The sequence below is a fragment of the Serratia sp. HNCC26DJ244 genome (assembly GCF_057180565.1).
This window is the reverse complement of record NZ_JBXUGO010000009.1, coordinates 21,432-36,406: the sequence shown is the minus strand read 5'-3', so window position 1 is coordinate 36,406 and position 14,975 is coordinate 21,432. Positions and strand designations below refer to the sequence as shown.

Annotated in this window: 13 protein-coding genes, 1 tRNA gene and 2 pseudogenes; 11 read left to right on the top strand and 5 right to left on the bottom strand. The window is 47.7% G+C overall.

Annotated elements, in window-relative coordinates; translation table 11 throughout:
* Window positions 1-251: 251 nt before the first annotated feature.
* The 3 genes from groL to AC2A06_RS09335 form a co-directional block, all read right to left on the bottom strand.
* On the bottom strand, window positions 252-1,904 hold the full coding sequence (gene groL / locus AC2A06_RS09345; protein WP_023489036.1) for a chaperonin GroEL: 1,653 nt from the start codon (window positions 1,902-1,904) through the stop codon (window positions 252-254).
* A 49-nt stretch (window positions 1,905-1,953) separates the two neighbouring features.
* Complete coding sequence (locus AC2A06_RS09340) at window positions 1,954-2,247, bottom strand: co-chaperone GroES (RefSeq protein WP_023489035.1); 294 nt, start codon at window positions 2,245-2,247, stop codon at window positions 1,954-1,956.
* Between the two features lie 248 nt (window positions 2,248-2,495).
* Window positions 2,496-2,987, bottom strand: a complete 492-nt coding sequence (locus AC2A06_RS09335; RefSeq protein WP_484380096.1) for an FxsA family protein — start codon at window positions 2,985-2,987, stop codon at window positions 2,496-2,498.
* 348 nt (window positions 2,988-3,335) lie between these two features.
* Between AC2A06_RS09335 and aspA the strand changes: the two genes are divergently transcribed.
* From aspA to AC2A06_RS09290, 9 genes are all read left to right on the top strand, one after another.
* A complete protein-coding gene (gene aspA, locus AC2A06_RS09330) occupies window positions 3,336-4,772 on the top strand; it encodes an aspartate ammonia-lyase (protein ID WP_484380095.1) in 1,437 nt (478 codons plus the stop codon).
* Between the two features lie 124 nt (window positions 4,773-4,896).
* Window positions 4,897-6,198 carry an anaerobic C4-dicarboxylate transporter gene (locus AC2A06_RS09325; protein ID WP_484380094.1) on the top strand — a complete coding sequence of 434 codons (1,302 nt, stop codon included), beginning with the start codon at window positions 4,897-4,899 and terminating at the stop codon, window positions 6,196-6,198.
* Window positions 6,199-6,202: 4 nt separating this feature from the next.
* Complete coding sequence (locus tag AC2A06_RS09320) at window positions 6,203-6,523, top strand: hypothetical protein (RefSeq protein ID WP_484380093.1); 321 nt, start codon at window positions 6,203-6,205, stop codon at window positions 6,521-6,523.
* 242 nt (window positions 6,524-6,765) lie between these two features.
* Complete coding sequence (locus AC2A06_RS09315) at window positions 6,766-8,952, top strand: metallophosphoesterase (protein ID WP_484380092.1); 2,187 nt, start codon at window positions 6,766-6,768, stop codon at window positions 8,950-8,952.
* A gap of 213 nt (window positions 8,953-9,165) precedes the next feature.
* Window positions 9,166-9,489, top strand: a complete 324-nt coding sequence (gene cutA / locus AC2A06_RS09310; protein WP_473196197.1) for a divalent cation tolerance protein CutA — start codon at window positions 9,166-9,168, stop codon at window positions 9,487-9,489.
* Window positions 9,465-11,183 (top strand): protein-disulfide reductase DsbD, encoded by a 1,719-nt coding sequence (locus AC2A06_RS09305; protein WP_484380091.1) that lies wholly within the window; start codon window positions 9,465-9,467, stop codon window positions 11,181-11,183. The genes cutA and AC2A06_RS09305 overlap by 25 nt, the downstream gene beginning before the upstream one ends.
* A 40-nt stretch (window positions 11,184-11,223) precedes the next feature.
* Window positions 11,224-11,799 (top strand): transcriptional regulator, encoded by a 576-nt coding sequence (locus AC2A06_RS09300; protein ID WP_484380090.1) that lies wholly within the window; start codon window positions 11,224-11,226, stop codon window positions 11,797-11,799.
* 195 nt (window positions 11,800-11,994) lie between these two features.
* Window positions 11,995-12,070: transfer RNA gene (locus AC2A06_RS09295), tRNA-Phe, on the top strand.
* A gap of 266 nt (window positions 12,071-12,336) precedes the next feature.
* Complete coding sequence (locus AC2A06_RS09290) at window positions 12,337-12,939, top strand: fibrobacter succinogenes major paralogous domain-containing protein (RefSeq protein WP_484380089.1); 603 nt, start codon at window positions 12,337-12,339, stop codon at window positions 12,937-12,939.
* A gap of 111 nt (window positions 12,940-13,050) precedes the next feature.
* Here the strand turns inward: AC2A06_RS09290 and AC2A06_RS09285 are convergent.
* Window positions 13,051-13,233: pseudogene (locus AC2A06_RS09285) on the bottom strand (transposase); the annotation flags it as partial.
* A gap of 364 nt (window positions 13,234-13,597) precedes the next feature.
* Here AC2A06_RS09285 and relB point away from each other — a divergent pair.
* Complete coding sequence (gene relB / locus AC2A06_RS09280) at window positions 13,598-13,789, top strand: type II toxin-antitoxin system RelB family antitoxin (RefSeq protein WP_037384417.1); 192 nt, start codon at window positions 13,598-13,600, stop codon at window positions 13,787-13,789.
* Window positions 13,789-14,064, top strand: a complete 276-nt coding sequence (locus AC2A06_RS09275) for a type II toxin-antitoxin system RelE/ParE family toxin (RefSeq protein ID WP_484380088.1) — start codon at window positions 13,789-13,791, stop codon at window positions 14,062-14,064. The genes relB and AC2A06_RS09275 overlap by 1 nt, the downstream gene beginning before the upstream one ends.
* 137 nt (window positions 14,065-14,201) lie before the next feature.
* Here AC2A06_RS09275 and AC2A06_RS09270 read toward each other — a convergent pair.
* Window positions 14,202-14,351 (bottom strand): annotated as a pseudogene (locus AC2A06_RS09270) (IncC plasmid conjugative DNA transfer DtrJ family protein); the annotation flags it as partial.
* Between the last annotated feature and the right edge of the window lie 624 nt (window positions 14,352-14,975).

The following is a 14,975-nucleotide window of genomic DNA, read 5'->3' as shown; positions in this document are numbered from 1 at the left end:
TATCAAAGAACGCTGCTATGTTTCTAGCATCCATTGCCAGCGGCCACTGGAGCCTGATCAACACCTTGAGCGACAGTTGATGAGCTATCAGTTTACACACTAAATCAACATGATCTGCAAAAATATGTGCAACAGCGGCATTTATCCCCCATCGCGAAGCAATTTCTGCTCACCCGTCACACTATTGGGACATAGCCATAAAAAAACCCGGCACGAAGCCGGGTCTCAATACACATCGGTGCTTGGGGGGATTACATCATACCGCCCATACCACCCATACCGCCCATGCCACCCATACCACCAGCACCCATATCAGCTTTATCGTCTTTCGGCAGATCAGTCACCATACATTCGGTGGTGATCATCAGACCAGCGACAGAAGCCGCATACTGCAGTGCAGAACGGGTCACTTTGGTTGGATCCAGAATACCCATAGCGATCATATCGCCGTATTCTTCAGTGTAAGCGTTATAGCCGAAGCTGCCTTCGCCTGCTTTCACTTTATTGGCAATCACAGAGGCTTCTTCACCCGCATTGATCACGATTTGACGCAGTGGAGACTCCATGGCACGCAGAGCCACTTTGATACCCACATTCTGGTCTTCGTTATCGCCTTTCAGGCCAGCAATCTTGCCTGCTACACGAATCAAGGCCACACCACCACCAGCAACCACGCCTTCTTCTACCGCTGCACGGGTCGCATGCAAGGCATCTTCAACACGGGCTTTCTTCTCTTTCATTTCAATTTCAGTTGCGGCACCGACTTTGATAACTGCCACACCACCGCCCAGTTTAGCGGCGCGTTCCTGCAGTTTTTCGCGATCATAGTCAGAAGTCGCTTCTTCAATTTGCTGACGGATCTGAGTAACGCGGCCTTTAATGGCAACCTCATCACCCACACCATCAATAATCGTGGTGGTGTCTTTGTTGATAACCACGCGTTTTGCCTGACCCAGATCTTCCAGAGTCGCTTTTTCCAGCTCCAGGCCAATCTCTTCAGAAATGACGGTACCGGCAGTCAGGATAGCAATATCTTGCAGCATGGCTTTACGGCGATCACCAAAGCCCGGTGCTTTAACCGCTGCCACTTTGACGATACCACGCATGGTGTTAACCACCAGGGTCGCCAGCGCTTCACCTTCAACATCTTCTGCGATGATCAACAGTGGCTTACCTGCTTTGGCAACCGCTTCCAGTACTGGCAGCATTTCACGGATGTTGGAAATTTTCTTATCAGCCAGCAGGATATAAGGGCTTTCCAGTTCAATAGAACCGGTTTCTGGCTTGTTGATGAAGTAAGGAGACAGGTAGCCACGGTCGAACTGCATACCTTCTACTACATCCAGCTCATCTTGCAGACCAGTGCCTTCTTCAACGGTGATAACACCTTCTTGAGTCACTTTTTCCATCGCTTCTGCAATCAATTTACCCACGGTGTCATCGGAGTTTGCAGAGATGGTGCCTACTTGAGCGATAGCTTTAGAATCAGAGCAAGGTACAGACTGCTTTTTCAGCTCTTCAACCGCCGCAATAACGGCCTTGTCGATACCACGCTTCAGGTCCATCGGGTTCATACCTGCAGCTACAGCTTTCAGGCCTTCGGTGATGATGGATTGAGCCAGAACAGTGGCAGTGGTGGTGCCGTCACCTGCAGCATCATTGGCTTTAGAGGCAACCTCTTTCACCATTTGAGCACCCATGTTCTCAAACTTGTCTTCCAGTTCGATTTCACGAGCAACAGATACGCCATCTTTAGTGATGGAAGGTGCACCGAAAGATTTATCCAGTATGACGTTGCGCCCTTTAGGGCCCAAGGTCACTTTCACTGCATCAGCGAGTACATTCACGCCACGGAGCATCTTCACGCGAGCGTCATTACCAAATTTTACGTCTTTAGCTGCCATTAGTATTTCCCTTCAACTTGTTCAGGTTATTAGAAGATATAAAGCGTAATTAGGCTTCAACAATCGCCAAAATGTCGCTTTCAGACATGATCAACACTTCTTCACTGTCGATCTTCTCTGCTTTCACGCCGTAACCGTCGTTGAAAATTACGATGTCACCCACCTTCACATCCAGCGGCTGGACGTGACCACTTTCCAGAACGCGTCCTTTACCAACGGCTACAACTTCACCACGCGTGGATTTACCCGCTGCAGAGCCAGTCAGAACGATGCCGCCAGCAGATTTTGATTCAACTTCTTTGCGCTTGACGATAACGCGGTCATGTAATGGACGAATACTCATTGAACGCTCTCCTGTAAGAAAGTTTCTATCAGATTTAGGGTTGTTCACCGGATTATTGATACCGGCTCCGTGGGATTTGAAATGGGGGCGTTCCATTTCCCTTCAAGGGGCAAAATCAAAAAAAATTTTAATTACTGCCAATTATCGGCTCTCTATTCAGGTTTGTTAGTCCTGCAATGCTCCTAAGGTTGACATTATGATGAGGATAGAGACAAAAATGCGGCCTGTTAGCCGCATTCGAGAAAAAATCATCGATCTTTAGGTTTATCATGATCATCCGGTTGATGATCCAGCGTGTAACGCTCATCATTTTTACGCTGGAACTCCCCGTCGAAGGTATTGCCACTGGCCGCCCCCCCATTCTGGCTCCCCCCACCTGTGCGATAAATGGAAAGGTGTGGCATCAATTTTAATGTCAGCAATTTCTGCACGGGTGGCAACAACAGCAGCAGGCCAAGAAAATCGGTAAAAAAACCTGGGATCAATAGCAGGACCCCCGCCAACACCAAGGAAACACTTTTTACCATCTCTGCTGCAGGACTTTCCCCCACAGCCAGTTTCTGTTGCATCTGCACAAAGGTTTTCACCCCCTGATTACGCACCAGGGAGACGCCAACACAAGAGGTAAAAAGCACCAACAAGAGCGTTGTTAGTACGCCTAATACCGCAGCAACTTTGATAAATAAGGATATTTCTATATAAACCAACAGAAATATCAGAAATAACGGTAACCAGCGCACCGGCTTCTCCTCTCGATAGAGTCGGCGTATCCGCACAATAGCGCATACACCACGAATAAGTTCTACAACAGATCTATTTTACTACAATGGGGACATCATAGAGTCATTTCAATCTGACGGATATTTTTATTACCCCGTTAAAAAATGTGAAGTGAACCACAGAAACAACACGCCGCCATTTTTGAAACATCAGATAGTGATCTGCGCCCACTCATTTATTACCAAGCAGCATATGATCTGGGCAGCAACAATCAGTGTGGTTAATACTTCCATACTTGATGCTATCGGCAACATTATTTTGTTATCACACATATAATTATTCGGCAGCGATATTTAGAGAAGGTTCTCATGTCAAACAACATTCGTATCGAAGAAGACCTGTTAGGAACACGTGAAGTACCCGCAGAAGCCTATTATGGTATTCATACTTTGCGTGCGATTGAAAATTTCTATATCAGCAACAGTAAAATCAGCGATGTTCCTGAGTTTATTCGCGGCATGGTTATGGTGAAGAAAGCCGCAGCAATGGCCAACAAAGAGCTGAAAACCATTCCTCGTCAAATTGCTGACACCATCATCCAAGCCTGTGACCAGATGCTGGATAAAGGCAAGTGCATGGACCAATTCCCCGTGGATGTGTTTCAAGGGGGAGCAGGCACCTCACTGAACATGAATACCAACGAAGTGTTGGCTAACATCGGTCTGGAGTTGATGGGACACCAGAAGGGGGAATATCAGTACCTGAACCCTAACGACCATCTCAACAAGTGCCAGTCCACCAACGATGCCTACCCAACTGGCTTCCGTATCGCGGTCTACGCCTCCAACCAGAAATTGATCGATGCCATTAACCAACTGCGAGAAGGCTTCGACCGTAAGGCCCAAGAGTTCGCCACCATTTTGAAAATGGGCCGTACCCAGTTGCAAGATGCCGTACCGATGACGCTGGGTCAGGAGTTCCGTGCTTTCAGCATCCTGCTGCAAGAAGAGACGCGCAACCTGCACCGTACTGCCGAGTTGTTGCTGGAAGTCAACCTGGGTGCTACCGCCATCGGTACTGCACTGAACACCCCAGAAGGCTACCAGCATCTGGCAGTGCAGAAGCTGGCGGAAGTCAGTAACCTGGCCGTCGTTCCAGCGGAAGACCTGATCGAAGCCACCTCAGACTGCGGTGCCTACGTGATGGTACACAGCGCGCTGAAGCGCCTGGCGGTGAAACTTTCCAAAATTTGTAACGATCTACGGTTACTTTCTTCCGGCCCACGCGCTGGTCTGAACGAAATCAACCTACCAGAGTTACAGGCGGGTTCTTCTATTATGCCAGCCAAAGTGAATCCGGTAGTCCCAGAAGTCGTCAACCAAGTGTGTTTTAAAGTGATCGGCAACGACACTTGCGTTACTATGGCAGCCGAAGCAGGACAGTTACAACTCAACGTAATGGAGCCAGTCATTGGTCAAGCGATGTTTGAGTCCATACACATTCTGACCAACGCCTGTTATAACCTGCTGGAAAAATGCATTAATGGCATTACTGCCAACAAGGAAGTGTGCGAGCACTATGTCTTCAACTCTATCGGCATCGTCACTTATCTGAACCCATTCATTGGTCACCACAATGGTGACATTGTTGGCAAGATCTGCGCCGAAACTGGTAAGAGTGTGCGTGAAGTCGTGCTGGAACGCGGGTTACTGAGCGAAGCTGAGCTGGATGATATCTTCTCTGTGGAGAACTTGATGCACCCGGCCTATAAAGCGAAACGCTATACTGATGAAAATGACCAATAATAGACTCATCCGGTAGCCCGAAAGGCACGCAAATCCATTGGATCGCGTGCCTTTTTTCTTTCTTGCGTCACAGTTTTTTAACCTTTTATTTTCATAAAAAATCATTTTGAATGGGGTAAATATTATGTTAGTCGTGGAATTAATCATCGTTCTACTGGCCATATTCCTAGGGGCTAGGCTGGGCGGTATTGGAATAGGTTTTGCTGGGGGTCTTGGGGTGTTGGTGCTGGCAATGATTGGCGTAAAGCCAGGCAGCATACCGTTCGATGTTATTTCAATCATCATGGCCGTTATTGCCGCTATCGCCGCCATGCAAGTCGCTGGTGGGATGGATTATCTGGTACAGCAAACGGAAAAACTGCTACGTAAAAACCCGAAATACATCACCATTCTGGCCCCGATCGTCACCTATTTTCTGACCATCTTCGCCGGTACTGGTAATATCTCGCTTTCTGCGCTGCCAGTGATTGCCGAAGTAGCCAAAGAGCAAGGCATCAAACCTTGCCGCCCACTGTCTACCGCCGTTGTTTCCGCCCAGATTGCTATTACCGCATCCCCCATCTCTGCTGCCGTGGTGTATATGTCTTCGGTGATGGAAGGGCACGGTGTCAGCTATTTGCATTTGCTGATGGTGGTAATCCCATCCACTTTCCTCGCGGTGTTGTTGATGGCGCTGTTGGTCACCTGGCTGTTTGACTCCAAATTGTCTGACGATCCAGTCTACCAAAAACGCTTTGAAGAGGGCCTGATTGCCCTGCGCGGTGACCGCGTTCTGGAGATCAAACCCAAAGCAAAAATGTCGGTACTGATGTTCCTGGCTGGCGTGCTATGTGTGGTGGCTTATGCCATTATCAACAGCCCAAGCATGGGTTTGGTGGCAACACCACTAATGAATACCACTAATGCCATTTTGATCATCATGTTGAGTGTGGCCACCCTAACCACTATTCTGTGCCGCGTTGATACCGACCTGATATTGAATTCCAGCACTTTCAAAGCCGGCATGAGTGCCTGTGTTTGTATTCTGGGTGTTGCCTGGCTGGGTGATACCTTTGTGCAGGCTAACCTTGATTGGATCAAAGCCACTGCAGGTACCGTGATCCAATCACACCCTTGGTTGCTGGCAGTCATTTTCTTCTTCTGTTCTGCACTGCTTTATTCTCAGGCTGCTACCGCTAGAGCTCTGATGCCAATGGCTCTGGCACTCAACGTTACCCCACTGACTGCTATCGCTTCCTTTGCTGCGGTTTCCGGCCTGTTCATTCTGCCAACTTACCCAACACTGGTGGCGGCAGTACAAATGGACGATACCGGCACCACACGCATTGGGCGTTTCGTATTTAACCACCCATTCTTTATCCCTGGCACCATGGGTGTGGTATTTGCGGTAATCTTTGGCTTCCTGATAGGTGGCATGATTTTGTAATTGATTGGCGGGGTTTCGGCCCCGCTTTTCTGCAATCCCCTCAATTACTGCCTATACCGCCTATCTGGCGCTGAGTCTGTCCCTGATTGAAGCCAATATTCGTTCTGCTGCGATGCTGTTTTTGTCGGTGCCAGAGGTTTATGCCAAAAATATGCGGTTGTGGCACTGGAAGGTGGTGATATTTATCACCCTGTTCCTTGTGGCAGCCGTGATGATCATGGGCAAAATATATTCGACCCTGCGCAATAAATTCATCTTGGTGGAAGGGGCTCTCTCTTTACCAAAAAATAAGTGCCCATCCTCAATAACGCTATACCCTAAATAATTCGAGTTGCTTGTAGGCGGCAATAGAGAGAATCCCGATGAGCTTACATTAGTAAGTGATTCGGGTGAATGAGAGCAGCCAACACCTAAGCAACTTGAAGGATAACGGGTATATCCGGTTTGTTGCCGGAGAGCGCTTTAACTTACTGCTTTTTTTAACGTCGATGCTGTATCCATCATATTTATGACACAAGGAGAATCTACTATTGCTCAAAAAATTTTTTATTGTAAATGGAGTTTTTTATGAAAACAGTTTGGCCAATTGGCGCTCTCTTTATCTCCGCCGCTTTTCTGGTGGGATGTGGCGATACCGACAGCAAGCAGGTACTGTCACCTACTCCGACGGAAGAAAAACCAATAACAGAACCTCCAATAGATAAGAGCCCGGTAACCGTGGCGTTTATGCCAGATGTCCATTTTCATGATGTTTATGGTTCCTTCGAAGGCAACGCCTTCGCTGGCCTGATGAACAGTAAAAGCGGCCAGTCAGCCATGATCCGCACCATGTATGCGCAACTGACATCGACCCGGTTATTCAATGAGAACTACTTCGCTTTTCTGGCGGCGTTGGACGATGCGGCACAGCGTGGGATCAAGTTGGTCGCGTTACCCGGTGATTTCAGTGATGATGGCCAGCCAATCCATATGCGTGGGCTGAAAAAAATTCTGGATGAATACTCCCAGCGCTATGGTATTCAGTTTTTCGCCGCTCCCGGCAATCATGATCCTAATGTGCCGTTTGAACGCCCGGGTGGGAAAAGCGATTTTCTCGGTGAGGAGGGGAAAGAACAGCGTATCTATAGCAAGGGCGCTGCTGAATGCAATGGTTACAGCGATGCCTGGGCGATTATTGACGCAGGATATGAATTACCCACCGTCTGTACGGAAGATATCCGTGAGTTGGGCTATGAAGGGGTGACCACGGCTCTTGCCGAACACGGTTTTATGCCCAAAGCCTCCTATCTTTATTGGGAAACCCCATACAGCACCTATTCAACCACCAGCTACACATTTGATACCGCGCGCCAGCAGGCCGATTGGCAGTACCGCCATTATGAGATTTGTGCCGAAGGAACCGGTGGCCGCTACAAGCAAAGTGATTACACCCATTGCTTGCAGGTGCCGGACGCCAGCTATCTGGTCGAGCCCATTTCTGGGGTCTGGTTGCTGGCGATTGATGCCAATGTCTATATCCCCAAGTCTTCCGCCGATGACGCAGACCCTGCCAACCCTAAAAACTTTAATGGCTCAGGCAATGCGGGATATAACCGTATGCTGACGCATAAAACTCACGTGATTGAATGGATCAAAACCGTGGCGCAGCGTGCCAAAGAGCAGAATAAACAGTTGATCACCTTCAGCCATTTCCCGATGACCGAATTTTATAACGGGGCATCTGACGATATTGAAGCGCTGTTTGGCACCGGCAGTTTCCAAATGGCTCGTCGGCCTGCAGAAGATACTGTACACGCATTGGCTAAAGCAGGGATCGAGATCCACGTCGGGGGCCATATGCACTTTAATGACACCGGTATTCGCAAGTACGACGATGGTTTTCTGGTCAACATTCAGGCACCTTCGATGGCGGCTTACGTCCCTGCCTATAAATTGCTCACTCTCAATAACAAAAGTACCATCGAGGTGGAAACCGTTCGATTGAATCAGGTTCCGCGTTTCGACGAACTGTTTGAACATTATCAGATGGAACACCAACATCTAGCGGCTCAGGGTTCGGCAAAATTATGGAATGCCGATATCCTCGCCAGTAAGGATTACCATGAGTTCAATAACCTGTATCTCTCGGAGCTGACCCGCCTGCGGTTTTTACCCAGCGAATGGCCCTGTGAAATGCGCGAGATGCTGTTCAGCATGAGTGGGCGCGATATGCTGATCCTCTCGCAGTTGGACACCGCTGTGACGTTGGCCCAGTTACAGGCTAATCCGTCTTTGTCGCCGCTAACCACGCTAGCCAAGTGCACTGCGGCTTCGCCTCAGGTACCTGTAAGCGTAACGCCAGAGACAATAACCGCAGACTGGGAGCGTGCCCAAGCTAAGGCAGCATCACTGGCGCAGGCAAATAACCTCAAGCTAGATGATTTTGCTGCATGGAGCGGGTTTGATCTGGCCACCGATTTTTATCGCTTGGCTAACGCTGGCGATCTGGCGCTGGATGACATCACTCCTGAGCGGATTGGTCAATACAGCGTGCTGGCTGATGCCTTGGCGAATACCCAAGCCACCGTTCATTTCTCTGATAAGAAAGTGCTGGATGACAATAGTGTCAGCCAAGTATTTCAGAACCGCTTTGGCGCCCTATTTGCCATTTTGCGTAAATTAGGAACTTCATTGCCACCCAGTGACCACTTTATGATTAATCTCGAGCAGCGTGAGGTTATCAATCTGAGTGATAAAAAGGGATTTGCGGAATAATCGTATTAACACCCAATGCTGGCTGATTGGTGTTGGGTGTTACACTTTTTGGTAATGAAACCAACTAATTGAATTTTATCTACAATACACAGTTTTGAACGCTACTCATGGACAGCGTTAATGTTCATTGTCCTCATCTTGGCAACCTGAAGATTAAAGAGTATAGCCTCAGGGTATGCTATCCTGCAGATAACCTGGCTAAGAGGGCTGAATATGTCTGATTGCGAAGCTATTGTCATACTTTGTACCGTCCCCGATGAAGCGACAGCGCAAGAGTTGGCCGCGAGAGTACTGGCTGAAAAACTGGCCGCCTGTGCCACACTGTTGCCCGGTGCCTCCTCGTTATATTACTGGGAAGGCAAATTAGAGCAGGAATACGAAGTACAAATGCTGTTCAAGAGTGACCAACATCATCAGCAAGCGCTGCTTACCTACCTGAAACAACATCACCCATATCAAACACCCGAACTATTGGTGCTACCGGTGTTAGCTGGAGATAAAGATTACCTGTCATGGATCAACGCCTCATTAAACTGATATTACTGCTTTGCAGCCTGTTTTTCTTGCCGCAAGCCGTTCAGGCCTCGCTGTTTAACCAAAACAGCGGTAACCAGTTTATGCTTGTCGATCAAGCCTTTGCTTTTGATTTTAAACAGCAGGACCACCAACTGACACTGAGTTGGGAAATTCGCCCGGGCTATTACCTGTATCGCCATCAAATCAAACTGGTGCCACAGCATGCAACTCTGGGCCAATTTGAGTTACCGGCCGGGTTGAATCATAAAGATGAGTTCTTTGGTGATGTGGCCATTTTCAAGCAGCCGTTGACCCTGACCATTCCGCTGTTGCAAGCCGGCAGTAACGCCAGCCTGAGTGTCACCTATCAAGGGTGTGCCGAAGCGGGGTTCTGTTATCCACCCGAGACACGGATCATTCCTTTACGTGCCGTCGCTGCAGCCGCAACCACAGAGCCGCCGGCTACAGCACCTGCCGCCGCAGAACCAACCGGACTGCCCTTTTCCCCACTCTGGGCACTATTGATTGGTATCGGCATTGCATTCACACCTTGCGTGCTACCCATGTACCCGTTGATTTCCGGCATTATTCTTGGCCGAGAACGACCACAGAGTAATAGACGCATCCTGGTGTTGGCCTTGGTTTATGTACAAGGTATGGCATTAACCTATACCTTGCTTGGCCTGGTAGTTGCCGCTCTCGGGCTACAATTTCAGGCTGCACTGCAACACCCTTATGTGTTGATCGGGTTGTCTGTACTGTTTATTGCCTTGGCCTTATCCATGTTTGGTTGCTTCTCCTTACAACTGCCCGCCGGCCTACAAACCCGGCTGGCGAACTGGAGCAATACTCAACAGGGGGGCTCACTGCTCGGCGTATTTGTTATGGGTGCGTTGGCCGGGTTGATCTGTTCCCCCTGCACCACCGCCCCTCTCAGTGCCATCCTGCTCTACATTGCTCAAAGCGGCAATATGTGGGTAGGTGGTGGTACGTTATATCTGTATGCACTGGGGATGGGGATCCCACTGGTGATAGTCACCCTGTTCGGTAACCGCCTGCTGCCACGCAGTGGCCCTTGGATGCAATATGTTAAAGAAGCTTTCGGTTTTGTTATCTTGGCGCTACCGGTATTTCTCCTTGAACGAGTGATAGGCGATGTTTGGGGGCTACGTCTTTGGAGTCTACTGGGGCTGGCATTCTTGGGTTGGGCATTCGTTCTCAGCTTGAAATCATCCCATGGTTGGGTGCGACTTGTGCAGGTTATATTATTGGTGATGTTGGTGATCGCCGGGCGCCCCTTGCAAGACTGGGCATTTGGCCACAGCAGCGCCCCTCAAAAGCAAGCGCAAAACCAGCTAGGTTTCACCCAGGTTCATAACCTTGAACAACTGAATTTGGCACTACAACAGGCGCAGGGTAAATCGGTGATGTTGGATCTGTATGCTGATTGGTGCGTCGCCTGCAAAGAATTTGAAAAATACACGTTCAGTGATCCTGCAGTACAAGGTCAACTAACGAATTCAGTGCTATTGCAGGTTGATGTTACTGCCAATAGCGCCGAACAGGTGGCCTTGCTAAAACACTTGCAGGTGCTTGGGCTACCCACCATTCTTTTTTTTGACTCTGCGGGACAAGAGTTACCCGCCGCTCGTGTCACCGGGTTTATGGATGCTGCGGCATTCAACGCACATTTGCAGAAACACATTAATCAATAACAGGTGCAGTGGTTCAACATTCTTCTGAGAGGAAGCACAAGTGCAACGTGAACAAGTTTTAAATACCGCGCTGAAGCTGTTGGAAAAGCAGGGGCTGGCGATCACCACACTCGATATGCTGGCCACCAAGTTGGGTGTTTCAATCCATGATATACAGCCATTCTGGCCAGATCGCGAAGCTTTGCTGTATGACTGCTTACGCTATCATGGCCAACAAATTGATACTTGGCGCCGCCAGTTGCAACTTGATGAAGCTTTTAGCGTACAGCAAAAGCTGTTGGCACGTTATGATGTGTTGACCGCACATGTTCTCAATGAGCGTTATCCTGGTTGTCTGTTTATTGCTGCCTGTAGTTTGTTCCCCGCCAGCGACCACCCTATTCACCAGTTAGCTGAGCAACAGAAATTAGCTTCTTTCCATTTCACCCGTGAGCTATTGCGAGAGATGGATGTCGATGATGCCGATTTGGTTGCCCAACAAATGGAACTGGTGCAAGAGGGATGTCTCAGTAAATTGCTCGTCAACCGGCAGTTGCAGGATGTCGCTGTCGCTAAACGTCTAGCAGCAGATATTCTACAGATTGCTCAGTGCCGTAAATTCGGTGCATTAAGTTAAGCAACAGCAAACACCCCGTTAGGTGGAAAACCGTGCCTGATATCCCCGGACTGCAAGCCGAGGTTTTATGGCATGCAGGATAAAGATAGCATTTTGAACACCTTGACTGAAAAGCCAGCAATCAGCTCTGTTTTCAGTTTTTTTTCCATAAACCCGTTGACGCCACATCAGCAATACGGTTTAATGCGCCCCGTTGCCCGGATAGCTCAGTCGGTAGAGCAGGGGATTGAAAATCCCCGTGTCCTTGGTTCGATTCCGAGTCCGGGCACCACTTATTCAGAAGCGCTTGTCATTCTTTCAGGATGAAAAAATGACGGGTACGAAATAAGACCTTGTTAACACACTGTAATCTATCAGGCAGCTCGACTACTTGTATAGCGGTTGTTAAAACTCGGTTCTTGAAAAGCCCACCTGTTAGCGCAGGTGGGCTTTTTCGTGTACGTGCTGATAATACGATAAAATTGAAAAACCTGAATATGTGCAAAAATTTCAACAAGGGGCAGATAAGATTCACTGTTTTTTAGAAGGAATGACACCATGAAAAAAGTAATAACCTTTTTAACCCTATGCTTTATAATGATTATTACTGGATTCGCGTCAGCAGATGACCGCGTAGTCATTAATGGTGTTACGTGGGCAACCCGAAATGTAGACGAAGTAGGTACTTTTGCCCAATCCCCAGAAAATGCAGGAAAATTTTACCAATGGAACAGAAAAAAGGCATGGAATACCACTGATAATAAAGTGACCGATTGGAATGATACTGACCCCGAAGGTACCGAATGGGAAAAGGATAACGACCCTAGCCCTCCAGGTTGGCGAGTACCTACGATGAATGAAATGATGTCTTTATTTGATAAAGAAAAAGTCAGTTACCAGCAAGCGACCCAAAACGGAATAGACGGCACAAAATTTACCGACAAAGAGAATGGCAATAGCATTTTCCTACCAGCGGTAGGTTTACGTGACAGTTCATTTAGCACACTCCACAAGGTGGGCTCAATCGGTTATTATTGGAGCAATACCAACAATAGTCTTGCATCAAAAGCTGCCGTCTGCTTGATGATTGCTGGCAATCATTCAACTCTACATGCTCTTGCATCCAGTAATGCGTTGTCTATTCGCCCGGTAGTGGAATAACATATTGTTAAAACATGAAACAGATTTTTCTTCGGTAATAGCTCGATGAGCTTTGTACCCACATCTTGATGAGTTCCCCTTATGGAAAGCGATGACCGCTGGTTGCGTGTCACGCTGGAGTCTGGCAAGTTTATTCTGGTTGGATTTAAAACTGTTTACAGGCTCAAAAATGGTGTCATTTGATAGCGTAACGAGCTTTGCCACACCCGCATCAAGACCCACCATCGACGTTGAGGTATGAGCTGGTTCAGTGACGTCGTATTCCGTCTGGATACTGACGTACCATTTACCGCATTACTGGCTGACAGCTTATTCAGAGAACCCAGCCTATGGCTGGGTTTTTGCTTTGTGGCGCTCCGCTAGATTGCTGGTCGTTGTTACCACCTATACCACAGCTTTACCCCTGAACCCCACCTCTCGACTGCTCCAGGCTCCGCTCAAATACTTTAAGGGCCAGCGCCAACTCGTCTTTCTCGCTGCCCTGAACTGGCTTCGACGAGAGCTGGCAACCCACTCCACTAGGTACCAGCAAACAACGAGAAGGGAGATTTTGAAAATTTTGGTAAGGAACAACAGCAGGCCTTTGTCATCCACTTGGTCCGAACAGCGTAACAGGCTATACTGGTCAAAAGAGCAGCAAAGAAAGGAGTAAGTCAATATGGTAACCAAACTGTCCCCCATCGTATCCGAGTTTGAAACTCAGGAGCAGGCCGACAGCTATGACCGCTGGTTCCGTGCCAGAGTAGAAGCAGCGATGAACAGTACCAAGCCCCGTATACCTCACGATGAAGTGATGGCTGGCGCTTGGAAGATTATTGAAGAAGCTAAAATGAAAAGGAAACCAGCTTGATGTTACCAGTCAAGTGGACTGACGATGCCAGAACTGCACTTTACACACTAATCGGTTTTATTGCTGAACAAAACCCTTTCGCTGCCGAGTCTTTGTTACATCGTATTCAAGACTCAACGCTTCCAGCAACGGAGCACCCTTATATTTTTCGCCCTGGTCGAGTTCCTGGCACACGAGAAATCATCGCTCACCCCAACTATATCGTTGTGTATCGGGTACTGTTCGATTGTATTGAAGTACTTGATGTTCTACACGCCCGTCAGGAATACCCATAATGCCTGACCTGTTGGTCGCACAATAGGTCAATATCCATTCTGACAACGAATTTTTGACAGAAATTGGTGAAATTTTCAATTTATTCAAATTCAAATAACACATTGTTTTTAATATATAATTAACACTCGTATTGCTCTCAAAAATATTTCTTAAGCCCCATCGTCACCGATATTGCCAGCCCCACCAGCCGGGCAGCGGGCAGCAACAATAAATTTGGGTAGACGGCGAACGGTGCTGGCAGGTCTAGCACACAAGGGATATACACTACCGATTTCACAAACCGCTCAAAACGCCACCATCTTACTCAACTTGATCTTGACCCGCCAACTGTTCTTGCCCCACTAACTGTTCTTGCCCCACTAACTACAGCCCACGAATAATCCAATACAAAAAACGAATAAAAAAAAGAAAAGTCCATGGAATTAATCACTGAAACAAAAAACAGAATATTAGATTAAAAATTAACTTAAATAAAAATTAAATCTCATTTAACCGTAATCAGACTAATGGCAGATGAAATGTTCCCTTTTTATTTAAATAAGAATAAATAACTGGCCCAAATCACCAAAAAAGGGCATGCCTGGACCTTGTATCTCGCTTTTTCACCTAATAGGACACAATAAAATGAAGATAGATTTAATAATTAACTTTAAATTACAAAACAATCCGTCTCACTATTTATTTTTATAAATAAAATCAAATAATTACGATAACGCATTACACGAACTAATAATGATTTGCATTTTATAATCTTATGATTACACTACTAGGCGAACAAGAATGCGCAGACCTCATATAGGCTTATAGCCAAAATAATTCGAGTTGCCAGACAAAACGCTGAGCGTTTTGAACAACACTTGTGCCGGGCTGAAGGGTATAGCAGAGAGAAAAGAGTGATGGTCTGCTGTTC

Bases quoted from the DNA above. Each gene is read 5' to 3' on its own strand.
- AC2A06_RS09305 (WP_484380091.1), top strand. From the start codon at position 9,465: ATGGATCAACGCCTCATTAAACTGATATTACTGCTTTGCAGCCTGTTT.
- relB (WP_037384417.1), top strand. From the start codon at position 13,598: ATGGTAACCAAACTGTCCCCCATCGTATCCGAGTTTGAAACTCAGGAG.
- groL (WP_023489036.1), bottom strand. From the start codon at position 1,904: ATGGCAGCTAAAGACGTAAAATTTGGTAATGACGCTCGCGTGAAGATG.
- cutA (WP_473196197.1), top strand. From the start codon at position 9,166: ATGTCTGATTGCGAAGCTATTGTCATACTTTGTACCGTCCCCGATGAA.
- AC2A06_RS09275 (WP_484380088.1), top strand. From the start codon at position 13,789: ATGTTACCAGTCAAGTGGACTGACGATGCCAGAACTGCACTTTACACA.
- AC2A06_RS09290 (WP_484380089.1), top strand. From the start codon at position 12,337: ATGAAAAAAGTAATAACCTTTTTAACCCTATGCTTTATAATGATTATT.
- AC2A06_RS09340 (WP_023489035.1), bottom strand. From the start codon at position 2,247: ATGAGTATTCGTCCATTACATGACCGCGTTATCGTCAAGCGCAAAGAA.
- AC2A06_RS09315 (WP_484380092.1), top strand. From the start codon at position 6,766: ATGAAAACAGTTTGGCCAATTGGCGCTCTCTTTATCTCCGCCGCTTTT.
- AC2A06_RS09325 (WP_484380094.1), top strand. From the start codon at position 4,897: ATGTTAGTCGTGGAATTAATCATCGTTCTACTGGCCATATTCCTAGGG.
- aspA (WP_484380095.1), top strand. From the start codon at position 3,336: ATGTCAAACAACATTCGTATCGAAGAAGACCTGTTAGGAACACGTGAA.